General features: G+C 43.7%; 17 protein-coding genes and 3 pseudogenes. 4 read left to right on the top strand and 16 right to left on the bottom strand.

Translation table 11 applies throughout. The features are described 5' to 3' along the window. Positions 1-10: 10 nt before the first annotated feature. The 5 genes from B5F91_RS05780 to B5F91_RS05760 all read right to left on the bottom strand — a co-directional run bounded on the left by B5F91_RS05780 (position 11) and on the right by B5F91_RS05760 (position 5,354). Positions 11-1,669 carry an AMP-binding protein gene (locus tag B5F91_RS05780; protein ID WP_087428142.1) on the bottom strand — a complete coding sequence of 553 codons (1,659 nt, stop codon included), beginning with the start codon at positions 1,667-1,669 and terminating at the stop codon, positions 11-13. Positions 1,670-1,810: 141 nt separating this feature from the next. Next, positions 1,811-2,788 (bottom strand): dihydroorotate dehydrogenase-like protein, encoded by a 978-nt coding sequence (locus B5F91_RS05775; RefSeq protein ID WP_087428141.1) that lies wholly within the window; start codon positions 2,786-2,788, stop codon positions 1,811-1,813. A gap of 7 nt (positions 2,789-2,795) precedes the next feature. Next, entirely contained in the window at positions 2,796-3,470 is a 675-nt protein-coding gene (locus B5F91_RS05770; protein ID WP_087428140.1) for a YggS family pyridoxal phosphate-dependent enzyme, read from the bottom strand. A 35-nt stretch (positions 3,471-3,505) separates the two neighbouring features. Beyond that, complete coding sequence (locus B5F91_RS05765) at positions 3,506-3,988, bottom strand: DUF4494 domain-containing protein (protein WP_087428139.1); 483 nt, start codon at positions 3,986-3,988, stop codon at positions 3,506-3,508. A 130-nt stretch (positions 3,989-4,118) separates the two neighbouring features. Further along, positions 4,119-5,354 (bottom strand): fucose isomerase, encoded by a 1,236-nt coding sequence (locus tag B5F91_RS05760; protein ID WP_087428138.1) that lies wholly within the window; start codon positions 5,352-5,354, stop codon positions 4,119-4,121. 211 nt (positions 5,355-5,565) lie between these two features. On the opposite strand from B5F91_RS05760, the gene B5F91_RS05755 reads away from it, so the two are divergent. The 4 genes from B5F91_RS05755 (at position 5,566) to B5F91_RS05740 (ending at position 10,141) form a co-directional block, all read left to right on the top strand. Then, complete coding sequence (locus B5F91_RS05755; RefSeq protein ID WP_087428137.1) at positions 5,566-6,768, top strand: pyridoxal phosphate-dependent aminotransferase; 1,203 nt, start codon at positions 5,566-5,568, stop codon at positions 6,766-6,768. A gap of 2 nt (positions 6,769-6,770) precedes the next feature. After that, complete coding sequence (locus B5F91_RS05750) at positions 6,771-8,018, top strand: ABC transporter permease (RefSeq protein ID WP_087428136.1); 1,248 nt, start codon at positions 6,771-6,773, stop codon at positions 8,016-8,018. Positions 8,019-8,332: 314 nt separating this feature from the next. Continuing rightward, positions 8,333-8,641: a helix-turn-helix transcriptional regulator gene (locus B5F91_RS05745; protein WP_087428135.1), complete on the top strand. Its 309-nt coding sequence runs from the start codon at positions 8,333-8,335 to the stop codon at positions 8,639-8,641. Positions 8,642-8,650: 9 nt separating this feature from the next. Beyond that, entirely contained in the window at positions 8,651-10,141 is a 1,491-nt protein-coding gene (locus B5F91_RS05740; protein ID WP_087428134.1) for a type II toxin-antitoxin system HipA family toxin, read from the top strand. Positions 10,142-10,473: 332 nt separating this feature from the next. On the opposite strand, the pseudogene B5F91_RS15555 reads toward B5F91_RS05740, so the two are convergent. From B5F91_RS15555 to B5F91_RS05690, 11 genes and pseudogenes are all read right to left on the bottom strand, one after another. Next, a pseudogene (locus tag B5F91_RS15555) lies at positions 10,474-10,590 on the bottom strand (XRE family transcriptional regulator); the annotation flags it as partial. 175 nt (positions 10,591-10,765) lie between these two features. Beyond that, on the bottom strand, positions 10,766-11,920 hold the full coding sequence (galK, locus tag B5F91_RS05730) for a galactokinase (RefSeq protein ID WP_087428133.1): 1,155 nt from the start codon (positions 11,918-11,920) through the stop codon (positions 10,766-10,768). A 32-nt stretch (positions 11,921-11,952) separates the two neighbouring features. Continuing rightward, positions 11,953-12,246, bottom strand: a pseudogene (locus B5F91_RS15550) (MFS transporter); the annotation flags it as partial. A gap of 180 nt (positions 12,247-12,426) precedes the next feature. After that, positions 12,427-13,440: pseudogene (locus tag B5F91_RS05725) on the bottom strand (MFS transporter); the annotation flags it as partial. Between the two features lie 30 nt (positions 13,441-13,470). Beyond that, positions 13,471-14,565, bottom strand: a complete 1,095-nt coding sequence (locus B5F91_RS05720) for an aldose epimerase family protein (protein ID WP_087428131.1) — start codon at positions 14,563-14,565, stop codon at positions 13,471-13,473. Positions 14,566-14,660: 95 nt separating this feature from the next. Beyond that, on the bottom strand, positions 14,661-15,953 hold the full coding sequence (locus B5F91_RS05715) for a folylpolyglutamate synthase/dihydrofolate synthase family protein (protein WP_087428189.1): 1,293 nt from the start codon (positions 15,951-15,953) through the stop codon (positions 14,661-14,663). Between the two features lie 13 nt (positions 15,954-15,966). Next, positions 15,967-16,617, bottom strand: a complete 651-nt coding sequence (locus B5F91_RS05710; RefSeq protein WP_087428130.1) for a hypothetical protein — start codon at positions 16,615-16,617, stop codon at positions 15,967-15,969. A 188-nt stretch (positions 16,618-16,805) separates the two neighbouring features. Further along, a complete protein-coding gene (gene dnaJ, locus B5F91_RS05705; protein ID WP_087428129.1) occupies positions 16,806-17,972 on the bottom strand; it encodes a molecular chaperone DnaJ in 1,167 nt (388 codons plus the stop codon). 19 nt (positions 17,973-17,991) lie between these two features. Next, the gene (locus B5F91_RS05700; protein ID WP_087428128.1) at positions 17,992-18,579 is read right to left on the bottom strand and encodes a nucleotide exchange factor GrpE; all 588 of its coding nucleotides are present in this window, start codon (positions 18,577-18,579) and stop codon (positions 17,992-17,994) included. Between the two features lie 237 nt (positions 18,580-18,816). After that, positions 18,817-22,884, bottom strand: coding sequence for a hybrid sensor histidine kinase/response regulator transcription factor (locus tag B5F91_RS05695; RefSeq protein WP_087428127.1), 4,068 nt, complete (start codon positions 22,882-22,884; stop codon positions 18,817-18,819). A gap of 195 nt (positions 22,885-23,079) precedes the next feature. Next, entirely contained in the window at positions 23,080-25,500 is a 2,421-nt protein-coding gene (locus B5F91_RS05690) for a sugar-binding domain-containing protein (protein WP_087428126.1), read from the bottom strand. Positions 25,501-25,614: the final 114 nt, after the last annotated feature.

Here is a 25,614-nt window from a genome sequence, read left to right as displayed (position 1 = left end):
TGCTTTCTTTTCATTTAACGTCTTGATACAGGAAGCGTTTGATGCTCTTCTTAGGAGTTTTTTCAAATTCTTCCGGATAGATTCGTATTACGGATATCTGCGAATAAGAAGGAAGGGCAGCATTTAATGTCGTGCGGTTTTCTTCCATTTGGTTTTCGATATCCTTATCACTCATGCCTTGTGCGTAGGCAGCTTCAAAGTCTGGATAAATGAGTGCTGCCAATTTGTTGTCTTTTTGTTGGATTACGATGCATTCCGCTACATAAGGCAGGTTATTTAATTGTTCTTCGATTTCTTCCGGATAGATGTTTTGTCCCGATGGTCCTAATAGCATATTCTTGCTTCGTCCCTTGATAAAGAGATTACCGTCGGCATCCATTATTCCCAAATCGCCAGTGTGCAGCCATCCGTCTTTATCTATGGCTTGTGCGGTCGATTCCGGATTCTTGTAATAGCCTAACATGACGTTATCGCCGCGCACCAGAATTTCGCCCACCGTATATTGCGGGTCTGGGCTGTCTATCCGTATTTCCATACGAGGGGCAGCTTTCCCGCATGAACCTGGACGGAAATTTTTCCAGTCTTCATAACTGATAATCGGACCGCATTCGGTCATGCCATAGCCTACCGTATAAGGGAAGTCAAGCCCTTTCAGGAAAGTTTCTATTTCGCTATTGAATGCGGCTCCTCCTACAATGATTTCATAGAATTGTCCGCCGAATCCTTTCACCAAAAGTTCGCGCACGGCTTCGTTTATCTTGTCGTTGATAATGGGGAGCTTCATTAGCATCTTCATCTTGAATGTCTCCATTTTCGGAAGCACGTTTTTCTTGATAATCTTTTCGATAATCAGTGGAACGGCGATGACAATATGGGGCTTCACATCGGTAAATGCCTGAGCGATAATCTTCGGACTTGGCATACGGGTGAGGAAATAGACATGGCATCCGCAACAGATTTCGTATAAGAACTCGAAGGCAAGCCCGTACATGTGTGCCATGGGAAGCATGGATACGACCCGGTTGCCCGGTTGGAGCGGGAGCACTTCGAAAGCGAATTGAGTGTTCGACCATAATGAACGGTAGGGGAGCATGACCCCTTTCGAAAAGCTGGTGGTGCCTGACGTATAGTTGATGATAGCTAATTCTTCCGGGTCATCACGCCGGTAGGAGACATGTTCGCGTCGGAAATTGCGCGGGAATTTGCGTCCGAACATTTCGTTCAGATGCTCGCGGGCATATTCCAGTTGCTTGCTTCGGCATACCAACAGGGTGAAGTCGGTCATCAGGATAATGCCTTCCAAGGCGGGCATCTCGGCTTCGTTGAGGCTTTCCCATGCCATGTCGCCTACAAAGAGCAGGCGGGCATCAGAGTGGTTGACAATGTTGTGTATCGTATCTGACTTGAATTCATGTAAGATGGGTACGGCGATTGCGCCGTATGTCAATGTAGCCAAGAAAGCCACTCCCCAATGCGAACTATTCCGTCCGCAAATAGCGACTTTGTCACCTGGTTGGACTCCGCTTTCTTCTAACAGAATGTGCAACTTCTCTATTTTCCGTGCTAGGTCTTTATATTGTAAGGTAGCACCTTTGTAATCAGTCAGTGCGTCTAAATCCCAATTCTGTTTGATGCTCTGCTCTACGAAGGCTAAGAAACTTTTTTCCATATATTCGAATGTGTTTGATGCACAAATCGTGCAATAATGTGCAAATATATCTTTTTATTCTTACCTATGCAACGGAAATGGTCAAATTCTTTGTCTTGTTTAGGCTTTTTGTCATTCTCTTTAAAAATGCAAGAAAAGAGATCATTCTGTGTAGTTGCTGTAATATTTCATGAATTGCGTGCGTTCGAAAGGATTTATCTCACCTGCAGCTTTGGCATTCATTTTAGCTTTGAATTGTGTCAGTGTATGAAAGCCTTTGGAGTTCATCCATTCTGTCAATTCGTTTAACATTGCCTTTATAGTTTCAGGACCGTTTTGATAAATGGCTGAACAAATTTCTGTAGCGCAAGCTCCCGCCAAAATAGCTTTGATAAGTCCTTTGCCGTTGTGTATTCCTCCAGATATGGCATAGTCTAATTGTGGCACAGTGGCAGAGGCTATTGCTGTCCAACGCAAACGGTCGGCAAGTTCTTGTTCGGTACTCATTCTGTTTGTGCTGCCGAAGGTAAAGTTGTCAATATCAATGTCTGGCTGATAAAAACGGTTAAATAGTACAACAGCATCCGCACCGTTGGCATACAATTGGTCGATTAAGAAAACGGGGTTTGTCAAATTGCTTCCTAACTTCATGATGACGGGAATATGCACTTCTTTCTTCACATGGCGCAAAATGTTGATGTGGCGTTGTTCGAAGCTTCCGGGAATGTAGTCTTTTTCGGTCTGAAGCGAAAGAATATTGATTTCCAGTGCATCTGCCCCTGCTTTCTCCATTAATTTGGCAAAATCTGTCCATTCGTTATCACTATAGCAGTTGATGCTGGCAATAACGGGAATGGCACATGCTTTTTTTGTTTCCTCTATTAGGCTGATGTGTTCGTTCAACGTATGTGAACGGATGTATGCATTCAGGTAGTCATCGGCTTCGGGAGTTCCATATCCATGCATTGCGCCAGCCTGAAGGGTGATTTGCTCTTCAAATACTGATTTCAGTACTACTGCTCCTGCCCCTGCCTCTTCCAGTTTCTTGATTTTTTCCGGACTGTCTGTTAATCCTGAACTGCTGACGATAATCGGGTTGTTCAGTGTAAGTCCTGCGAATGTGGTTTTCAATTGTGCCATAATGGTATTATTTAATATAGTTTCTTTCTCCGAATATTTTACTTCCTACCCGTACTAATGTACTTCCTGCCCGTACGGCAATCCGGTAATCGTGCGACATTCCCATTGAAATTTCTTTAAAAGAAGGTTCGTTGGCAAAGAAGATTTGCTTCCATTCGTCGAACAACGCTTTTAGCGTACGGAATTCTTGTTCTATTTGGGTTTCGTCATCGGTATTGGTTGCCATGCCCATTACTCCGGCAATACGGACATTATTCAGGTTTTTCCATTCTCCAGATGCTAACATTTCTCTGCAACTTTCAGGAGTGAATCCGTATTTGCTTTCTTCTTGCGCGACATGTATTTCGAGCAAGCACGGGATAATCCGTCCGTGTTTCCCGGCTTGCTTGTTGATTTCCGCCAAAAGCTTATAAGAATCTACCGCTTCGATAAGGGTGATGTAGGGGGCGATGTATTTGACTTTGTTGGTTTGCAGATGTCCGATAAAGTGCCATTCGATATCTTTGGGTAGTACTTTGTATTTCTCGGACAATTCCTGCTCTTTGCTTTCTCCGAAAATCCGTTGTCCTGCACGGTATGCTTCTTCGATGGCTTCGGCAGGATGGAATTTGGAGACAGCTACCAGCCGGACTCCTTCGGGGAGTTCGGCAAGCACGTTTCGTAGATTGGTCTGAATGTCCATAGGCTTGTTATATAATCGGATTCGTGGGTTAGGCGTTATCTTTTGTCTGCATCTGGAAATTCCGGCTTCACGTCAGGCTCGGCAGAGTAGGGGTAGACATCCATAATCGCGGTTTCAGCCACGGATGCGATTACATAATCTGCCATGGAGCCTTTCATCCCTTCATCCAGTTTCTTTATGGCGTCACGCAAGTCGGCTGCTTGTACCAGTACGTTGGTGGCTGTTTTCTTTTCCGCCCCGCTCTTTTCATCTAAGGTAATGAAATAGAGCTTGCACTTGAACCAGCGGTCGGCGGCTTCTTCTTCTGAAGGGAAGAGTTCGCTATAGTTGGCACGTTTGATATCCGATACAGTAAATTCTCCGCTGATAAACGGTGTCATTTCTTCGATAATGCGCGATTCGGCTTCGGTAAAGCTCAACGCGTCTACTAAGTAGGGTTCTGTCACTTTTTTGTTCATGCCGTTTTCCGCTATTTTCTCGTAGCGGATTTTGCATTCGAACCAGTTATGCATCATAATTGTATTCTTTTTATGAGATTAATTTCTTGCAAATGTACATTAAAAATCGAAAGTTGAAAATCGAAAATTGAAAATTATCCATGCGGCACCGTAATTTTTAATACTCAATTTTCAATTCTCAATTTCTCGCTTATTCCCTCAACTTACACCGGTTCAGTTGCATAAATTCCTGTAGGGCAGCGGCATGGCGGCCTTGTATCAAGACGTGGTGGTTCCCTATCGGGTTGTTGAGGAAATAGTCTATCGGCTTATTCATTTTCAAGCGGAATTGAGTCCGGCATGCCGAAATGAGATTGGTGTTTTCCACAAGATATCCTTCCGATACGTAATATTCGTCCAGGCATTCCCCGCCACATTTAAATAAGGTGATATCCCCTTCGTGCATCAGTCCTTGCAAGCCGATGCCTCGTCCGGTTTCGAAATGGTCGCGGATGATGAACTCGTCTACCATTTTTGTAGGGACGGAGCAATGTGCTAAAATCAGTTCGTTCCGTTTGCGGTCGATGAAAGAAGGATTCCCCATAAATGCGGGTTTGCCTGTTACGGCATACGCCATCAGCATGGTCATAATCGTTTGCAAGTCGCCTTCGCCCCCAGCCGGGATGCCTTCATCGGTCAATAAGGCTGCGGTTACATTCCCGGTGGCATTCAATTGATTGATACATTGGTTAGAGGATAAAGTCACGGCGTCCAGTTTCTGTTCGGCGCATATATCTTTTACAGCTTTATAGAGCCTCATAGCCCGCAAAAGGTCGTCTGGTGTTGCGTCTTGACAAGCTTTGGCACGGTTGGCAAAGATAGAGGCCTGCATACCGATTTCATCATCGGTGATGGTGTAGAAGCGTTTGAATACCTCTTCGATGGGAATGTCTACATACGTCACTCCCCAGCGTTGGCTTGCCAATAGGTAATCTACATGGCTGGCTACCAGCCAAGGTGCCGGTGTGCCTATTACGCCAATTCGTTTTCCTCTTAACGAGCGTTTGGCTGCAAAAGCGCAATGATGAATCAATACTTGCTCTACCATTTCGGATACGTTCCCATGAATGATGCGTACTTTCATATCTTTATATCCGAAACAAGCCGATACTTCACATGCTGCGGCAAGTGAGTTGTTCAGTCCATCGGTCAATATCGTGATAGGATAGGAAAAACTGCTGAAGTTCTGGATTACTTTGTCTTCTACGCCTCCGCTTCCGATGAAGACCATCTTGTATGCATTAGCAGGAATTGTTTCTGCTTTTACGTAATCTACCAAATGCAGGGTGAAATGTTTTTCGAGTGCAATGAATAATTCTTTATGGCTCTCGTACGTTTGTTCTGCATTGTATGTTCCGGTAGTGAAGATAAGTAAGTATAAATCCATAATTATTAAGTTAAAATGAAGGCGACTATTAACAAAGGACGAATATACGGGCTTTTTCTGAAAAAGCCGATAGAAAGGGGGCTGTTTTTATGTTTTTTGATAGAGTTTAGTCCCTGTTTAAGGTTAGGATAGCATTTATTTCGGCAGAAATGTTTGCGGGTTTTATTCTTTCGGTTTATCTTTGCGACCATATTTTAAATTCATATATTTTATGCCACATATATCCATTCGAGGAAATGAAATGCCGGAGTCGCCGATTCGTAAGTTGGCACCGTTGGCAGAAGCTGCTAAGGAGAGAGGAATTCATGTATATCACCTGAATATCGGTCAGCCAGACCTTCCCACTCCACGAGCGGCCCTTGAAGCGATTCGCCATATAGACCGTACGGTTTTAGAGTATAGTCCGAGCCAAGGCTACCGCAGCTATCGTGAGAAGCTTGTAGGATATTATAAGAAGTACGACATCAATTTGGATGCCGATGATATTATCGTGACTACAGGCGGCTCGGAAGCTGTATTGTTTGCTTTCATGAGTTGCTTGAATCCGGGAGATGAAATCATTGTCCCCGAACCGGCATACGCCAATTACATGGCTTTTGCCATATCGGCGGGTGCGGTTATCCGGACGGTCACGACTACCATTGAAGAAGGATTCTCTTTGCCGAAGGTAGAGAAGTTTGAAGAGCTGATTAACGAACGGACGAAAGGAATCCTGATTTGTAATCCGAATAATCCTACCGGTTATCTTTATACACGCCGCGAAATGAACCAGATACGCGACTTGGTGAAGAAATACGACTTGTTCCTGTTCTCGGACGAAGTGTACCGTGAGTTTATTTATACAGGCTCGCCTTACATTTCGGCATGCCACTTGGAAGGCATCGAGCAGAATGTGGTGCTGATTGATTCGGTTTCGAAGCGTTATTCGGAATGCGGCATCCGTATCGGTGCCTTGATAACAAAGAATAAGGAAGTGCGTAAGGCGGTCATGAAGTTCTGTCAGGCTCGTCTGAGTCCTCCGTTGATTGGGCAGATTGCGGCAGAAGCTTCTTTAGACGAACCGGAAGAATACACGCGCGAGACGTACGATGAATACGTAGAGCGGCGCAAGTGCTTGATTGACGGGCTGAACCGCATCCCCGGAGTTTATTCGCCGATACCGATGGGTGCTTTCTATACCGTAGCCAAATTGCCGGTAGACGATAGCGAGAAGTTCTGTGCGTGGTGCTTGAGTGACTTTAATTACGAAGGCGAAACCGTCATGCTTGCTCCTGCGGCAGGATTCTATACTACGCCGGGTGCCGGTCAGAACGAAGTACGTTTGGCGTATGTGTTGAAGAAGGAAGATTTGGTGCGTGCCTTGTTTGTGCTTCGTAAAGCATTGGAGGCTTATCCCGGACGGGTAGACGATTGACCATGAACTGGAAACTTTTCATCGCGCGCCGCATTTATAAGAACAAGGAGGAAGGCGAAAAGAGTGTCTCGAAGCCGGCGGTCCGTATCGCTATAGCAGGAATTGCTATAGGCTTGGCGGTCATGATTATTTCGGTGGCGGTAGTCATCGGATTTAAGCATGAAGTGCGCGATAAGGTTATCGGGTTAGGCTCGGATATCCTGATTACGAGCTTGGATGAGGCGCAGTCGTATCAGGTGACTCCCATTGTAGGCGATGATAGCCTGATGTCGATTTTGAAAGATATGCCGGGCGTGAAGCATGTGCAGCGTTATGCTACCAAGCCCGGCATGATTATGACTTCCGATAATTTCCAAGGGATTGTGCTGAAGGGAGTAGGGCAGGAGTATGACATGTCTTTTCTTCAGCGTCATTTGATTGAAGGCGAAATCCCTGTTTTTACCGATTCGGTTTCTTCTTCTCAAGCGTTGGTCTCGAAGGCTATTGCAGACCGGTTAGGCGTCAAAGTCGGGGATAAACTCTATACTTATTATGTAGAAAACAATGTCCGGGCACGCCGTTTGACCGTTGCGGGCATTTACCAGACTAATTTTTCCTCGTATGATGATTTGTTTCTGCTGACCGACTTGCGTACAGTGGTGCGTTTGAACTCTTGGAAAGAGGGGCAGGTAGGAGGATTGGAGGTCAGTGTAGATGATTATGCCCGTTTGAATGAAACCAATGAGCAATTGCTTCTGTTTTTCAATGAACGGACTGATAAATATGGAGGAAAATATTATTCGCAAACGGTAGAAGAGGTTTATCCTCAGATTTTTGCCTGGCTCGGTTTGTTGGATGTCAATGTGTGGGTGATTCTTATTCTGATGGTAGGCGTAGCAGGCTTCACCATGATATCCGGATTGCTTATCATTATTTTAGAACGCACCAATATGATAGGTGTCTTGAAAGCCTTGGGGGCGGATAATACATCTGTCCGTAAGGTGTTTCTGACGCTTGCCGTGTTTTTAATCCGCAAAGGCATGTTGTGGGGGAATGTTTTAGCGTTGGCTTGTTGCGGTGTGCAATACTTCTTTCATCCGATAAAATTAGATCCTGCGGTATATTACATCGATGCTGTACCTATCGAGTTGAATGTGTGGATATGGCTGTTGCTGAATATAGGCACATTGGTTGTATCCGTATGGATGTTGGTCGGGCCTTCTTATCTCATCAGCTGTATTCTTCCGGCACGTTCCATCCGTTTCGAATAAAGCTTTATTGAGGTTACGGCTCTTCCATTTAACCGTAGGGGCGGGGTTTGCCCGCCCTGATACATCAACGGATATATCTGTGGACGCATTCGGGCAGGCAAACCCTGCCCCTACAGGTATTTGGCTAATGCGTAGCATTTTAAATGAAAGAGCCGTCAATCAATTATTGTCGTTTGATTATTAAACTTTTCCCAGAAAAATAGTTTGCTTCAAGTAAATTCTGTATATTTGCATTTATAATCTTCATTATGGTGAAAGTTAATGGGTAATTACACGCTTAATTATCATTATAGTGATATATAAATGCAGATGATATGAAAGATTTTTATGAATACTCCACTCCAGAGCTTGTCAGACTGTTGGGTACTCGGTTTAAAGAATACAGAATACGTTGCAATCTTACTCAAAAAGACGTTTCGGAGCAATCAGGTATCGGGCTTACAACCATCCATAAATTTGAGAATGGTACAGCCGGTAACATTTCCTTGTCAACATTTATTGTGTTGCTAAAAACAGTCGGACAGATTAATACAATAGATTATATTCTTCCCGAACTGCCTGAATCTCCTTATCTGATGCGTAAGGATGATAAAAAGGCGCAACGTGTCAGACATTCTAAATAGCATAAACTTATGGTACAGTCTCTAAAAGTGATTCTTTGGGGTGAAGAAATTGGCAGATTAGCTTGGGATGGCAGACGCAGGTTATCTTACTTTATGTATAATCCGGTCTTCTTAAAGAAAGGCTTGGATATATTTCCGTTGGTAGCACCTATTAATGGAGTAAGAGGACTTACACCTATTTGGGGAGAAGATGCCAAAATCTATCAAAAGTTGCCATCGTTCGTTGCCGATTCGTTGCCTGACGCTTGGGGAAATCAATTGTTTGATTTGTGGCGTCAACAGAATCACCTGTCCAATGCAGATATTACTCCTCTTGACAAGCTTTCATTTATAGGGAAACGTGGAATGGGAGCCTTGGAGTTTTTGCCTGAGGTTTCGAGAGAACGCAAGGCGGAAAAGATAGATATTAAGTCGTTAGCCAATTTAGCGGAACGAATATTTACGGAAAGGGCAAATGCCAGAATCTTGCCCGAAGAGTCAATTACAATGCAGTCTTTGCTTACGGTTGGTACTTCTGCTGGTGGGCGTCAACCTAAAGCCATTGTTGCCATTAATCGGAAGAATGGAGAGATACGTAGCGGGCAGATTTCCGGCTTGGAGGATTTTGATTACTTCTTGGTTAAATTTGGTAATTCACACTATTGTTCGGCAGAGTTGGAAATGGCTTATTATGAATTGGCTACTATGGCAGGCATCAATATGATGCCTTCGGAATTATATCAGGTGGATGGGAATAATCATTTCATGACCAAACGCTTTGACCGTAAGGATGGCAAGAAGGTTCACATACAAACTTTGGCTGCTGTTAGTCCCGATGCGGATAGTTACGAACAATTGATTGCAGTGTGCCGCAAGCTCCATTTGCCTGAAACTGATTGTAATGAGGTATTCCGCAGGATGGTCTTTAATGTCTTGGCAAACAACACGGACGACCATAATAAGAATTTTTCATTTGTTATGAGTGAGGATGGTGCGTGGCGTTTGTCTCCGGCATACGATATGACTTATATCGTTGACAGCGGAGGATTTTTGCCCAATGAAGAACATTGCATGTATATTAGGGCAAAACTTCGGGATATTACGCGCGATGATGTTATTCAGTTTGCTAAAGACAATGGCATACGTCGGCCTGATGCAATCATACGGGATATTGTTAATGCTTTAAAACAATTCCGCACGGTTGCTACTCAATGTGGTGTGGCAGAGCAATGGATAGGGCGTGTGGAAACTACCATAGTCGGTCATTTGAAATCCTGGGGAGAGTTGGAAGAAATAACCCGTACATTCGAAGTCTTAATAAACGGACATGTCGTAAAGAATATCCGTGTGGAGCAAGCATATAAGGGAAACTTTCATTTGCTTGCCGAAATAGACGGTCGGGAACGGAAGTTTGTTATAGGTAAAAATAAGGAAGAGTTTTCACTTATAGAATCGGTTGGAATCGCAAATCTATCCCCGCATCAGCTCAAGGATATGGTTGAAAAATATTTTAATCTCTGATTTATGGCTGAAAAATAAATACAGAGACACAGATTGTTTGATGAAACCATAACTTCGGAAACCTCTAATAGAAAAGATAATCATACATAAAGAGGCTGTCTCAAACATTACGGGAAATGAAATAAAGAGTCTTGTAACTGGGATTGAAAACGGACTTGGCTTCAATAACTGACAAAGCCTGCTTCGAAGACGAACGAAGCAGGCTTTGTTTGCCATCGAAGCCGTATGCATTTTTGTCAGTTGCCGCCTGACAAATATTCAGAAAGGAATAGCGTTAAATCAGCTGTCATCTAATTTCTCTATTCGATACTTTATTTCCCCATAGGAAAACGTCAAGATTCTGTATCATTGCTGTTCCTCCTTACTCTTTTGGGTATGTACTTGTTTATCTGCTTTAATGCCATTGGGGGCATAGGCAGTTCTGGTAGTAAGTCGTACAATCATTCTTTTACAAAATTAGAAATAAATATCTATATATCGCTATATTGATACTGAAAAATAATGCTTTTATTCTGCTGCATTCTCTTATTTATACCTTATTAACGGTTTGAGTAAAAAATAATGAGGCTATATCAAATTTTATTTTGACACAGCCTCATTATGAAGTTAATTTACTATCGGTCCTTAGCAAACGCGGTGTGAACCGTCGCTGATAACTACGTCATATACTTTGGGTGAACGTCCGAATTTCTTCTTGAACTGTTCTTTGGCAGTGGTGATGAATGTTTCATACAACTCGTTCTTAACCAAGTTGATGGTGCATCCGCCGAATCCGCCGCCCATGACACGCGAGCCTGTTACGCCGCAATCGAAAGCGATGTCGTTCAGGAAGTCGAGTTCTTCGCAGCTTACTTCATACAGCTTGCTCATGCCGTGGTGAGTTTCGAACATCTTTTGTCCTACGGTTTCATAGTCGCCACGTTCCAAAGCATCGCAGACATCCAATACACGTTGGATTTCTTCGATGACATATTCCGCACGCTTGTAGTCTTCTTCAGATACGTTTGCTTTCACTTCGTTCAGCATATCCATGTTGCAATCGCGCAAGAATTCCACTTCCGGATGGTTCTTCTTGATAGCGGCTACTACATTTTCGCAGCTTTGGCGGCGTTTGTTGTAAGCCGAAGACGCCAATTCGTGTTTTACGACTGAATCAACCAAAACCAAACGATAGCCTTCCGGATGGAACGGATAATACTTGTATTCCAGTGAACGGCAATCCAGACGCATCAAATGTCCTTCTTTACCGAATACAGAAGCGAACTGGTCCATGATACCGCAGTTTACACCGCAATAGTTGTGTTCTGTAGCCTGACCGACTTTAGCCAATTCGAACTTGTCAACTTTATTCTCACCGAACAAATCGTTCAATGCAAATGCAAAGGTAGATTCGAGTGCTGCAGAAGATGACATACCTGCTCCCAATGGAACATCGCCTGCAAATGCAGTATTGAAACCTTTTACGTCTACTCCACGTTTAATCATTTCGCGGCATACACCGAAAATGTAACGTGCCCAACTTGCCTTTGGAGCATCTTCTTCTTTCAAGCCAAATTCTACGTAATCTTTCAGGTCGATTGAATAAGCGCAAACCTTATCGGTTCCGTTAGGCTTGATTTCGGCAGTAATGCCTTTGTCTACTGCACCGGGGAATACGAATCCGCCGTTATAATCAGTATGTTCGCCAATGAGGTTGATACGTCCCGGTGAAGTATAAATAGCTCCTGTTGTTCCATCAAAGTGTTTGATGAAGCGGCTTCTTACAAAATCTATATCCATGGTATTTTATAATTAAAGGGTTAATAAATAATTTAGTCTACTGGAATGTCTTTATTGACGTTTTTACATCCTATCAGTCCATAATACAGCAGGTATGCCAACATCGCAACGATGAGCCAATAACTTGCCATATAGCCAATTGAGTCGGAAATGACTTGTTGCAGCAACGGGAAGATACCTCCGCCCACAACCATCATCATGAAGATACCGGATGCCTGGGCAGTATATTTTCCTAATCCTTCTACGGCAAGGTTGAAGATTCCTCCCCACATAATGGATGTGCACAAGCCGCAAAGTACGAGGAACAAAGCGCTCACCGGTACTTTCGGAGTCTTCAATGAACCTTCGATGTCCGACAATTTCAAGTTGGCTTGAGCCAATTCCGCTTCGTGTTGTTGCAGGTTTGCACCTGACGGGTCAGCGATAATCGCACTGATTGTAGCCTCTGGAACTTTGGCTTCTGTCAGTATTTCAGAGGTCTTGGCAATCGGGTCATAAACGATTTTCGGTACGTTGATACCTACATTCTTCGGAATAAAGATAGCGAAGACAATGAAAAGGATAGCTGTAGCAGATACTGTAATCAGCTGGGTGCGGGTAGAAACTTTTCCACTGATAATGGTACTCGTAAGACGTCCTACCAACATGAGCAGCCAATAAATAGCGGCAATGGCTCCACCGATAGCCGCGCCATTGAACAAAATGCCTGCCCCTTTATCCGAAGCGTCTGCTAAATAGAAGTTTAACGTACCCGGAATACCGATTTCGATGCCTACATAAACGAAGATACCGAAAACACCTAATACCGTATGGCGGAAACTCCACGGGCTGTGGCTGAACTTTTCTTCTTTTACATTTCCTTTATGCAAGTGGGGTTCGGGAATAGCCACAAACAAAATAACAATAAAGGAAAGGAGGAATACGCCCATGGCGATGAAAAGCAAAGGAGTCACGTCGGACATAGCAGTCTCAGGCGTAACGGTTCCAATCAATACACCGACAAACAACGGGGTCAGTGTACCTGACAAAGAGTTCAAGGCACCGCCGGCTTGAATCAGCTGGTTGCCTTTATTACCTCCACCGCCTAACAGATTCAGCATCGGATTTACGACTGTATTAAGCATACATACGCAAAAACCGCAGATAAACGCGCCCAGCAAATAGATGATGAAGTTCAGTTTGATGCTGTATTCGCCCATGCTGAATACTGCTACATCAGCTCCTATCAAGCTTGAAAGATACTGGGTAAACAATCCTAAGAAACCTACCGCCATTGCGATAAGAGCAGTTTTCTTATATCCGATTTTCACCAGCATGTTTCCTGCCGGAATACCCATAAACAGATAAGCGAGGAAGTTCATCATGTTCCCCATCATGCCTAATGTGTTAGCTCCCGCATATTGGTTTTTCCAAATAGTGCCGAACGGGGCGGCAAGATTGGTAACGAAAGAGATCATCGCAAAAAGGAAAAACATGGTGATGATTGCGATGAGATTACCGTTCTGTTTTTGTTGATTCATGGTTGTATATTAAGAGGTTAGTAAATTAAGTTATTTTTCTACGCCAAATTTGTATACGGTTACTTGATGGTAGGTTTCGCCCGGATTCAGAACAGCAGACGGGAAATGTCCTTTGTTCGGCGTGTCGGGGAAATGTTGTGCTTCGAAGCAGATTGCACTACGTGCCGGGAAAGTGGCTCCATGCCATCCGCTGAAACCGCTTTGCCAGTTGGCTGTATATACTTGTACGCCTGGTTCGGTTGTATAAACTTCGAGCGAACGTCCGCTTTCAGGCTCTACACATTTAGCTGCAAAAGTCAATGTACCTGCTTCTTCTTTGTTGAGCACATAGTTGTGGTCGTATCCGGTTCCGTTAATTAATTGCTGGAACGGTTCGTTGATGCGGCTTCCTACCGTATGCGGAGTACGGAAGTCCATAGGGGTGTCTGCAACTTTCAGGATTTCTCCAGTAGGGATAGATACTTCGTCTATTGGAGTATAAAAGTCTGCATTGATAGTAAGAATGTTGTTTTCTACGCTAGGGGTCGGATTGGCAATCCCCGAAAGGCTGAAGAATGCATGGTGAGTAAGATTGACTAAAGTCGTGCGGTCGGTTGTTGCCGTATAAGTCAGAATGAATTCATTTTGGTTAGTGAAGGTGTAAATCACTTGTATATTGAGGTTTCCGGGGAATCCTTCTTCGCCGTCTTTGGATAAATAACGAAGTGTAACACTTTGTTTGCTGGTTTGTTCTGCATCCCATACGCGGGCGTGGAATCCGGTAGGACCTCCATGGAGCGAATTCGGTCCGTTGTTGATAGTCAGCTGGTATTCTTCTCCGCCTAATTGGAATTTCCCTTTGGCAATACGGTTCCCATACCGTCCGATTAGGGTGCTTAAAAAAGCTTCCGGACTATGGATTACCCCGTCTAACGTATCATGCCCTTGGATGACATTCGCAAGGTTTCCGTCTTTATCCGGCACCATAATAGCCAATAAGGCACCCCCATAATTTGTAATTGCCATTTCGGCACCATTGTCATTCTTCAGAATGAATAAATCAACGTCTTTACCGTCTATGGTACGTTGAAAATCGCTGCGTTTCAGTCCGCAGAGATTGTTTTCATAATAAAATGTGTTAATCATGATCTTGTATATCTTTCTTTTTTGATGTTACAACAATAAATGTATGCAAATAAAAAGATTTTATTCAAGATATACAAGCAATTTAGTTAAATAATTCATGAAGTATAACATGTAGTTAATAAATCGGCAACAATAAAGCTACTTCCTCCGACAAAAATGAAATCTTCTTTATCTGCTTGAGCCAATGCCGCTTGTAATGCTTCCTTTACTGTAGGATAGGCATTTCCCTGAAGTCCGTGAACTGAGGCTTGCTTTTTCATCTCTTCGGCAGGCAAGGCACGTTTGACACTGGCTTGGGTAAAATAATAAGCTGCATCGGTAGGCAAGAGGGTGAGTACACCGTTAATGTCTTTGTCATTAACCATACCGATTACGATGTGCAACCGTTGATAATGTTGATAGGATAATTGTTTGACGATGTATTGGATGCCTCCTACGTTATGTCCCGTGTCGCATATTACGGTTGGTTGGCTTGCCAATCGTTGCCAGCGTCCTTTCAATCCGGTCAGTTCGCATACCTGGGCAAATCCGTTCCGTACGTCAGATTCGGTGAAACGGTATCCGGTTTGTCTCAGTTGATGGATAGCGGACAGAAGGGTATTGGTATTCTTTTCTTGGCACAAGCCTCCCAGTTCGCCTTTCAGGTCGGCATAGTCCGCAGTTTGGTAAATATGATTGCCGTTCTCGTCCCAATCGGCTTGGCGCAATCGTTTTTCTTCTTCGGCAAACACAATCGGGGCATTGACTGAAATGGCTTTTTTAAGGAATACGGGTTTGGTTTCGGGTGTGGTTTCACCAATTACTACCGGAGTATGGGGCTTGATGATGCCTGCTTTTTCCGAAGCAATTTTCTCTAATGTGTTTCCCAAGAATTGAGTATGATCGAAACTTATGTTTGTAATTACGCACAAATCGGGCTGGATAATATTGGTGCAGTCCAATCGGCCTCCCAATCCTACTTCGATAACCGCTACGTCCACTTGTTGTTGGGCAAAATAGAGGAAAGCCATAGCCGTGGTCAGTTCGAAGAAAGACGGATGCAAAGGTTCGAAGAAAGCGCGGTGCTTCTCTACAAAATCGATGACAAATTCTTGTGGAACCGGAATGCCGTTTATGCGTATCCGTTCGCGGAAGTCGACTAAATGGGGGGAAGTGTAAAGTCCTACCCGATAGCCAGCCGATTGAAGGATGGCTGCCAGCGTATGCGAACAAGAGCCTTTTCCGTTTGTGCCGGCTACATGAATGGTATGGAATTTCTGGTGCGGATGGTCGAAATATTCATCGAGAGCATACGTGTTTTCCAGTCCTTCTTTGTAGGCGTCTTTTCCTACTTGCTGGAATAGGGGAGCGCTTGTATATAAATAGGTAAGGGTTTCTTGGTAATTCATCGTTTTATACATTTTAATACCACCACGGATAATCGTTTTTCCGCTCTTCTACACCGATGCTTATCGAGCTGCTTTCGCCCAACTTGAAGTTGACCATACCTCCGATACGGTCGGGAGTATAGTTGGGCAAGGGATAGAAATACCCCGGACGATTAGGCATAAACGATTTGTTTCCGTATGCATAAATGCTGATTTTATCAGTCAAACGGTATGCGGCGACTCCGGCAAAGCCTACATTGCGATAGCGCAGGAATCCCCAATCCATGTTGGTTGCATAAAGTCCGGCGGCTACACTCAACCGGTCACTTACCGGAACGGCATACATGAACGCGAAATCTTGTCCGAATCCGACTCCCGACGGTGCCCATTTGCTTGGGCTGAATGTCACATTCAATCCGATAGAAGCATTGAAGCCTTTGTGCAATTCCCATGTGGCGAAATTGTAATCGAATGGGGTGATGCCGTACATGCCGAAAGGACGCAACGGATTCGAGAATGAAACGGGAGATGCCAACGGCACGCTCAGGCTGTCTTCCGATAATACCATTTCGGGAGAAGCCACATCGGTTTTCTCCGTTTCAAGCGTGTTTTGTTGTTCCGTTTGCGCATGAATCGCGGAAAAAGCGAATCCTATTAAAATTATCATCAGTCCTAAGCGTTTCATAATACATTCCCGTTTTGTCTTTCGAGTTCAAAGATAAGCATATTTGTGTATAGATGCGGATGCGTTAACGCAGATTCACGCACATTCTCATAGATTAACCTCATTGGGTTAAACGCAGAGACGCAAAAGCGCAACGTTTTTATTTTTTATTTCTTTGCGCTTTTGCGTCTTTGCGTTTTATTGAAATCTCATTCGAACAAGCTTCTGAATTTCTTGAAGATTTTTTCTTTTAAAGTCATATTGGGCTTGAAGCTTTCCGATTCTTGCCACTTTTCCAAAGCCTGACGTTCTTCTTTGCTTAATGTTTCAGGAATATAGACACTTACGTTTACCAGCAAGTCGCCCGTGCCGGTGTTGTATCCGTAGCTATTAAGTTTCGGGAGTCCTTTTCCGCGAAGGCGTAATACTTTGCCCGGCTGGGTGCCTGGCTCTATCTTGATTTTTGCCTTTCCGTCGATGGTCGGTATTTCTACCGTACCTCCTAAGGCGGCGGTAGGAACACTTAATAACAGGTTGTAAATCAAATCGCTTTCATCACGTATCAATTCCGGATGCTTCTCTTCTTCAATCAATACTAACAGGTCGCCCGATACACCATTGTGCTTGCCCGCATTTCCTTTGCCGTTGATAGTGACTTGCATGCCTTCGGCTACACCGGCAGGTATCTTGACAGATACGACTTCTTCGCCGTAAACGATGCCTTCGCCGTCGCATTCCTTACATTTGTTCTTGATGATTTTTCCTTCGCCTCCACATTGAGGGCAAACCGTTTGGGTCTGCATCATGCCGAAGATGCTTTGTTGGGTACGGGTGACACTTCCTGTTCCATGACAAGTCGGACAAGTTTCCACACCGCTGTTTCCTTCGGCTCCGGTGCCATGGCAATGTGAGCATTGGACGTATTTCTTCAGTTTGAATTTCTTTTCCACTCCCGTAGAAATCTCTTTGAGGTTCAGCTTCACCTTTACACGCAAGTCGGAACCTCTGTACCGGCGCTGGCGTGGCTGGCTTCCTCCGCCAAATCCTCCAAAGCCTCCTCGTCCTCCGAAGATGTCTCCGAACATCGAGAAGATATCGTCCATAGACATTCCTCCGCTGAATCCTCCGAAGCCTCCTCCGCCTGCGGCTCCGTCTACTCCGGCAAAACCGAACTGGTCATACCGAGCGCGTTTGTCCGGATTGCTTAATACTTCGTATGCTTCTGCGGCTTCTTTGAATTTCCCTTCGGCTTCTTTGTCACCCGGATTCCGGTCGGGGTGATACTGGATTGCCTTCTTGCGGTATGCTTTCTTTATTTCGTCTGCAGAGGCAGACTTCTCAACACCTAATACCTCGTAATAATCTCTTTTCGCCATGGTCAATCAAACTCTTTTATTATTGTGCAACTACAACTTTCGCGTGGCGGATTACTTTGTCATTCAGTTTATATCCGGTCTGTACGCAATCCAATACTTTTCCTTTTTGCTCTTCGCTTGGGGCAGGTACCAATGCTATCGCTTCGTGGAAATCCGTATCGAATGCTTCTCCTACCGGTTCCATTTTCTCCAGTCCTTCTTGCGCAAGCACTTTTTGGAACTTTTGCGATATCAGTTCGATGCCTTCGCATACGGCTTGAATGTCTTCCGACTTTTGCGCGTTTTGCAAAGCACGTTCCATGTCATCCAAAATCGGAAGGATGGCACTGATGGTCTTTTCTCCTCCGTTTTTAATCAGTTCGGCTTTTTCCTTCATGGTACGTTTGCGGTAGTTGTCAAACTCGGCAGACAAGCGCAGGTATTTGTCTTTTTGCTCTTCGATAGCCTTGTTGGCGGCTTCCAGTTCCTTTTCCAACTTTTGTTCGTTGGTCAGTTTTTCGTTACCTTCTTCTTTATTTTGAGTTTCTTCAGCTTGGGCTTCTGCCTCTTCGTTAGCAGCCTGGTTTTGTTTCAACTCTTCTTCTTCGTTCTGATTTTTTGTATTCATGATGATATTGTATTTTTATTATTTCGCTTTTCTTTCGTCCCTACAAAATCTGTGCCTAATCCTAAAAAGTAAGGAAAACAGGTGCAAAGGTAGTGATTTTTTGTCAGACTGGCAGGATATGAACGCTTCGTTTGCCTTTTTCTTATCTTTTTTGTTCCGAATAAGTTTTTTTAAAATTTGTATTGAAACATTATTTGACCAAAGAGGCTCCCCGATTTTTGTATCCTTTTTTTATATTTACCCTTGCTTTATTTTCTTCAGATACTCGGAAGGATTGATGCCGAACTCTTCCTTAAAGCATTGGCGGAAGTAGACCGTGCTGTTGATGCCTACCTTGAACGCGATTTCAGAAATGTTGTATTTTCCTTCCAACAACATCTTTTCGGCAAGCTGCATCTTGATTTTACGGATGTATTCATTAGTTGACATGCCGGTTAAAGCTTTTACTTTCCGGTATAAAGTCGAGTTACTCATGCAAAGATGGCTGGCAAGGAAACTGATGTCAATTGTTTCTGTTGACGAAAGATTTTCGGTGATAACGTGAGTTATTTTCTCTAAAAATTGTTGGTCGATTTTGTTTAATGAATCGCTTAAAATCGTATGTTTCTCTTCCAACTCTTTTCCTTGTTCTTGCGATATAGGCGTGCTTGAATATCGTTCGAATAGTCGTCTGCGTTGTGCCAGCAGGTTATTGATGCGGCTATGTAGCAGACTAGCACTGAATGGCTTGGTCAGATAAGAATCTGCTCCCGATTGGTAGCCTTCTTCTTTATCGCTTAATGTGTTTTTGGCTGTCAGTAGGATAATGGGAATATGACTGGTCCGTATGTCATTTTTCAATCGTGTACATAAAGCTGTTCCGTCCATAACAGGCATCATAATGTCGCTGATAATGATGTCTGGAATACATTCCAATGCTATTTCCACCCCTTCTTTTCCATTGTGGGCAGTTTTTACTTCATACAGGTCGGTAAAAGAGTCGGCGATGTAGTCGAGAATGTCTTTGTTGTCTTCCACTATCAGAATAACGGGGCGTGTGTTATCCGTTTGCTCTTGATTGGATACCGATGGCTGAGGAAGCGTATTTTGTGTATTTTCTTTTTCATTATCTCGATGAAGGGCAGAAGGGTATGTATTGGCTGCAACTAAACGGAGTTGGAATATGGTACCTTCATTAAGTTTGCTTTTTACTTCAATTTTTCCTTCGTGCAGGATTGTCAGGTTTCTGACCAATGCCAGTCCGATGCCTGTGCCTGAAGCTTGATGCTCGCTTCCTTCTTGATAGTAGCGGTCGAAAATGTGTGTGATGGCTTCCGGGCTGATGCCATATCCGGTGTCAGCCACATCAATTTCTAGATAACGTGTACCTTGTTCTTCTATCCATTGGGCATTGATGGTAATTTGTCCTTTTTCTGTATATTTCAAAGCATTGGATATCAGGTTGTCCAGAATGATTGTCAAAGCCTCTTTGTCGAAGTACAGCACCATTTCCTCTGCCTCTGTTTGGATTTGTATGTTGATGTGCGGATTTTGGTTCAGTTCTTTGTATTTAAGTCCGATTTCATAAACCAAAGCAGCGATATTTTCTCTGCATACGCATAACTTTTTGTTTTGAGTCTCTGTTTTGCGGAATTCAAGTATTTGGTTGACCAAGTCAAGCAGGCGGATTGCGCTTTGCCGGATGACATTGATGCGGTGTTTGTCCTTCTCTGTGAGGGTATTGCCTTCCATCATGTCTTCTAATGGACCGATAATCAGTGTAAGCGGAGTGCGTAGTTCATGTGTGATGTTCGTAAAGAAACGCAATCGCTCGTTGTTCAGTTGTTGTTCTTGCTCATGGTTCCATTTCTCTGATTTATAGAGATATTCCAAATTGATTTTACGTTTGTAAGCATTCAGTAATGCCCAAAGTATAATGATTCCGATGATTGTATAAATCAGTTTGGCTACCCATGACAGCCAGAAAGGAGGCATGACTTCGATGTTGCATGTAGAAATTTCATCAGACCATTCTTGGTTGCGTATTCTGGTTTTAATCATTAATTTATACTGTCCGTAAGGAAGATTTCTGAATGTGATATTATTTTCCTCTGTAGAGGTATACCATGAGTCATTGAATCCTTTTAACATATATGCGTATTCCACTTGCTCAGCCAATGCATAATTGGGAATACAGAAAGAAATACTGAAATTGTTTTCTTGATGTTTAAGTACAATGTTTTTTTGGTTGGTAAGTTGATACATGTTCCCTTTGTCTTCTTGGGAAGAAAGCGGGGTGAGTGTTGTCAGTTTTATGAAAACTGCTTTTGGAGTGTTTTGAGGGGCTAAGACTGATTCTGGATTGAAATAGCACAATCCGTCGGTTGACCCGAAATACAGATTGCCTTTTGGGTCTTTGCATACACTTCGGGTTGTGAAGCTGGCAAGCGGTACATTGTCTTTCTGATTGTAATGATAAAATACCGATTCTTTTACCTTGAAGCAACTGATGCCGTTATTGGTACTGAACCAGATGTTTCCGGCATTGTCTTCTGTAATGGCGCGGATGTGGATATTGTTCAGTCCGTCAACACGTTGGTATATACGGTATTTTAATTCTGAAGATGAGGTAAAGCAAACCAAGCCGTCTCCGGTGGCTATCCATAGATTCTTTTTTGAGTCTTCATAGATGTGATTAATGGTGTTCGATGTAAATCCCGTTGATGTATTGAATGTTTCGATTAATTTCATGTCAGATGAATAGAGAAACAGTCCGCTTCCGAATGTTCCTACCCAAATCCTGCCTTGTGCGTCGGCTGTTACTTCCCTTACCAGATTTTCAGGTATGTCGATGTGTTTGATGATTGTTTTTGAATCTCTTGCAATTTGGTAAATACCGTTGCTGCTTCCTATCCACATAAGTCCGTTTGTATCTTCGAAAATGGAACGGACATCCATGTTTCTGAGATCGGAAGGTAATATTTGTTCAAAGGATTTTCGGTTGCTGTCATAATATATGATGCCTTTACGGAAAAGTCCGAACCATAAATTTCCTTGCGAATCGCAATAGGCTGTTTGTATGGAATTGGCATTGCCATTTTGTTTCTTGTCAGAATAAACGGCAATTCGTTTCCCTTTTTCTAATACGTTGATTCCTCCTCCGTCTGTGCCTACCCATAATTTACCTTCGTGGTCAATGCATACGGCACTGGCGACGGGATTTGTCAGATTGCTCTCTGACAGTTCTTTGGAATAGTGGTAAGTATTGAATAAGGTCGTGTTGTTGCTGAGGAAGTTGATGCCTCCTCCCCAAAGTCCTGCCCAAATGTTATCATACGAATCTTGGAAAATGCAACGTACAGTGGAGCTGCTTAATGTATATTCATCATCTCCTTTGGTAATAAAGCGGAATTCAGTCTGCTTAGATGAAGAGAAGAAATGTTGTGAGAGGTCTAAGATAGCAATTCCTCCAAATTCCGTGGCTATCCATAATTGCTTGTCGTTAAGTTGGCGGATGTCATAGATGGCGTTAGACAATGGGTTGCCTGATGTTCCGAAGCGGACAAAATTTTTTTGTTCTGGATTGAATAAAGCCAGCCCTCTGTTTGTACCTATCCAAATACCTCCGGTTTGGTCTTGATAAATGCAAAGAACTTCATTTCCGGGAAGTGATTCCGGTTTTTGTGCGTCATGCCTGAAGTTTTCCACTTGTTTGGTCTTTAGTGACAAGATGGTCAGCCCTTCGTTGCGGTGTCCGATATAAAGATTGCCTTTTCCGTCTTCTAAAGCAGTCCAAACATGATCGCCAGATAATTGAGGGATTGTTTCTTTATTGTAGTGAATAAATTTTCCTGTCTTTTTGTCTAAATAGTCTACGCCTTTCCAGTAAGTCGTAATCCATAAATTGCCGTCTTTAGCCGGAAAGATGCCTGTTACGTCATCCGTTGCTAAACTGTTTGGATTGTTGTCATCGTGCCGGTAGATAGTGAATGTATTGGTTTCGTAATTGAAAGCGTTCAGTCCTGCCCGTTGGGTTCCAATCCATAAAATATTTTCTTGTGGGTCATCCAATAGACAATTTAGTTCATTACCCGTTATTCCTATTTCATTTTTCTCTGTTTTATAGAATGCCGTAAATTCAGTTCCTTCTAATTTGTTTAATCCTTCTTCGGTGGCAAACCATAAGTAACCGTTTTTGTCTTCCGCAATGTCTACGACATAGTTATTGGATAACCCGTCTTCCAATCCTAAGCGTTTTACGGTATAAGTTTGTGACCAGCATTCCAATATGCAAAACAAACAAGCAAACAGAGTCAAATGTTTCATAGGTAACGATGTGTTAATTAAAAGATTGTCTCAAAATAATAATCATTTGTCATTCTGAACGAAGTGAAGAATCTTGGAAACAGAAGTTGATGCATGCGAGATTGGCTTCGTTGAACGTTGCTTCTTCGCTTTGCAGAATGACATTGCTTTTTGATAGTCAAATTTTATTTTGACACAGACCCTTAAAAATATTCATTATTCAGCTTTCAGTGTCACTTCGGCAGCTTTCAGGAGCGGAGACGTGAATTTGATACGGATTTCTCCTTTTTCTCCTGTAGTCTGCACGTAAGCCAATAACCTGCCGTGATAAGCCCGGTGATGATTGTCGGTATAATCGCTCATGTCACTGTTGTCCGAGCCTTCCAATCCCAATAATTTAGCGGGACCTTCAATGTGGCAGGTGATGTCATTGTCGCCTAACTTGACTACAGTCCCTTTCTCGTCAATTACTTCTATTGTTACGTGGGCTGTAGCTTTGTTAGGAGATAAGGTCTCGCGGTCTACGCTGGCACGCAGGGCATACGGACGTCCAGAAGTAGTGATGGAATAGTGCGACAATACATTGCCGTTTGCGTCACATCCTTCGGCTTTCAGTTCTCCGGCTTGATACGGAATATCCCAATAAATGATGCCGGTCTTGTCATCGTAAGGTTTCATTGCTCCTACTTCTTTACCGTCCAATAACAGGCGGGCTTGAGGTGCGTTGGTATAGCAGACTACCCGTATTTGTTGACCGGGCTCATAGTTCCAAATGTCCCATGCGTCTTGCGAAATCCAGTTTTTCCCTTCCCGTAGGGGATAAGTACCTATGTAGGTAACGGGATTTTCACACCACAGTGAAGCGCGGAAGTGTCCGCGTGGTTTTGGGAAACTGCCGAAATCAAGCAAGCCTGTATAAAGTCCGCGTGAGGGCCAGCGTCCGGCTTCTCCTAAATAGTCGGTACCGGTCCAGATGAATTGTCCGAAGATAAAATCCTTATCCCGTACTGCAAGCCAAGCGTCGAAACCTACTCCTGTTTCACTTCCATAGATGATGCGGTCGGGATAAGTGGTATGGTCTTCGTCGTAACGGTTTTCCGTGTAGTTATATCCTACTACGTCTACTGCTTCGGGGTATTCAGTCTGGTTAGACATTACGACTCCAGCCAAAGCACCGGTTACCGGGCGGGATGTGTCTATCTTACGTACGCAAGCGGCAAGTCGTTTGGCTATTTTTCCGATACGCATCGCATCGGGTGCATCAGGTTTATAGCCGCCGAACATGGGTTGGTTGATGGTTGTGCCGTCTAATACCGGATGTGAATACGGGTCATTCGGATAGTCAACTTCATTTCCGATGCTCCACAAGAAGATGCACGGATGATTGCGGTCACGGCGTACCATGTCGGTTACATCTTGTTCAATCCATTCTTCGAAGAAATCGAAAGACCCGTCGAAACTGGGTTCGCCTACATTCCAGCCTTGTACCCATTTCCGTTTGGGGAATTCCCATTCGTCTGAAGCTTCATCCATGACGAGGAATCCCATTTCGTCACATAGGTCATAGAGTACCGGTGCTTGCGGATTGTGGCTCATACGGATGGCATTCACACCGATGCTCTTTAAGTTCGTAAGGCGGCGTTGCCATACTTCTTTGGGCACTACAGCACCCAACACTCCTGCGTCGTGGTGAAGGCAGACACCTTTCACCTTCATCCAGTTGCCGTTCAGGGCAAATCCTTTGTTCGGGTCGAATTGAAGGGTACGGAGTCCGACACGGGTCTCGCATTCATCAATCTTGTTTCCGTTATGGAAAAGTTCGGTCTTTAAGGTGTATAGGTAAGGATTATCCAACTCCCAGCGGTTCGGTTTCGATACACTTAGGGTTACATCTTGTTGGGCAATGCCTGATTTCCCGTCCTTGATGTTGGCACTCTTTTGTGCCACTTGTTTCCCCTCCTTATTATATAAGGTAGCTTTTACTTTTAATGTTCCTGTAATATCCTCGTGTTTTTCCACTTGCATGTCTATGGCAATCGAAGCACGTTTGTCGCTGATGGAAGTCGCTTGCCATCCTACTCCCCATTGTGCAAAGTGGGTTTCCGGTGCAGCAATCATCCATACATCACGGTAGATACCTGAGCCGGTATACCAACGCGAATCAGCATAGCGGCTGTGGTCGATGCGGACTGCTAACACGTTTTCTCCTTCTTTTAAGTAAGGAGTCATGTCATACATAAATGAAATATAGCCGTTCGGACGTTTGCCAAGCAGATGCCCGTTCAGGTAAACTTCGCTTCGGTTGTAGGCACCTTCGAAATAGATGTAATGGCGCGGGGCATCATCGGTGATTTCGAAATGTTTGCGATACCAACCGATACCTCCCGGCAAATAACCGGTACAACTTGCCAAAGTAGGGGATAATTGTCCTTCGATAGACCAGTCATGTGGAAGGTCGAGCTTACGCCATTTGCTGTCATCAAAGTTATTTGTTTGGCTTAGAGAATCATCCGATAGACTGAAGAGCCAGCCTTCATTGAATTTCTCAGCCTTGCCAAAAGATACTTGTGCATGTAGCGGGAGATAAGTCATCCATGCTAACAAGCACATCAGAATGAGGGTAATTTTGCTTTTCATGGTTTATACTTTAATTTATTGTTTGTTTACCACAGAGGACACAGTGTATCACAGAGAAAAAATACCTGTTACTCTGTTGGAGGTGTATCAAAATAAAAATAGACTATCAAAAAG

Origin of the sequence: Bacteroides sp. An322 (genome assembly GCF_002161765.1) — a bacterium.
Classification (GTDB): Bacteria; Bacteroidota; Bacteroidia; order Bacteroidales; family Bacteroidaceae; genus Phocaeicola; species Phocaeicola merdavium.
The sequence above is the reverse complement of the archived record's forward strand: the minus strand, read 5'-3'. Positions and strand labels throughout refer to the sequence as shown.

Bases quoted from the DNA above. Each gene is read 5' to 3' on its own strand.
- B5F91_RS05780 (WP_087428142.1), bottom strand. From the start codon at position 1,669: ATGGAAAAAAGTTTCTTAGCCTTCGTAGAGCAGAGCATCAAACAGAAT.
- B5F91_RS05775 (WP_087428141.1), bottom strand. From the start codon at position 2,788: ATGGCACAATTGAAAACCACATTCGCAGGACTTACACTGAACAACCCG.
- B5F91_RS05770 (WP_087428140.1), bottom strand. From the start codon at position 3,470: ATGGACATTCAGACCAATCTACGAAACGTGCTTGCCGAACTCCCCGAA.
- B5F91_RS05760 (WP_087428138.1), bottom strand. From the start codon at position 5,354: ATGGATTTATACTTACTTATCTTCACTACCGGAACATACAATGCAGAA.
- B5F91_RS05755 (WP_087428137.1), top strand. From the start codon at position 5,566: ATGCCACATATATCCATTCGAGGAAATGAAATGCCGGAGTCGCCGATT.
- B5F91_RS05750 (WP_087428136.1), top strand. From the start codon at position 6,771: ATGAACTGGAAACTTTTCATCGCGCGCCGCATTTATAAGAACAAGGAG.
- B5F91_RS05745 (WP_087428135.1), top strand. From the start codon at position 8,333: ATGAAAGATTTTTATGAATACTCCACTCCAGAGCTTGTCAGACTGTTG.
- B5F91_RS05740 (WP_087428134.1), top strand. From the start codon at position 8,651: ATGGTACAGTCTCTAAAAGTGATTCTTTGGGGTGAAGAAATTGGCAGA.
- galK (WP_087428133.1), bottom strand. From the start codon at position 11,920: ATGGATATAGATTTTGTAAGAAGCCGCTTCATCAAACACTTTGATGGA.
- B5F91_RS05720 (WP_087428131.1), bottom strand. From the start codon at position 14,565: ATGATTAACACATTTTATTATGAAAACAATCTCTGCGGACTGAAACGC.
- B5F91_RS05715 (WP_087428189.1), bottom strand. From the start codon at position 15,953: ATGAATTACCAAGAAACCCTTACCTATTTATATACAAGCGCTCCCCTA.
- B5F91_RS05710 (WP_087428130.1), bottom strand. From the start codon at position 16,617: ATGAAACGCTTAGGACTGATGATAATTTTAATAGGATTCGCTTTTTCC.
- dnaJ (WP_087428129.1), bottom strand. From the start codon at position 17,972: ATGGCGAAAAGAGATTATTACGAGGTATTAGGTGTTGAGAAGTCTGCC.
- B5F91_RS05700 (WP_087428128.1), bottom strand. From the start codon at position 18,579: ATGAATACAAAAAATCAGAACGAAGAAGAAGAGTTGAAACAAAACCAG.
- B5F91_RS05695 (WP_087428127.1), bottom strand. From the start codon at position 22,884: ATGAAACATTTGACTCTGTTTGCTTGTTTGTTTTGCATATTGGAATGC.
- B5F91_RS05690 (WP_087428126.1), bottom strand. From the start codon at position 25,500: ATGAAAAGCAAAATTACCCTCATTCTGATGTGCTTGTTAGCATGGATG.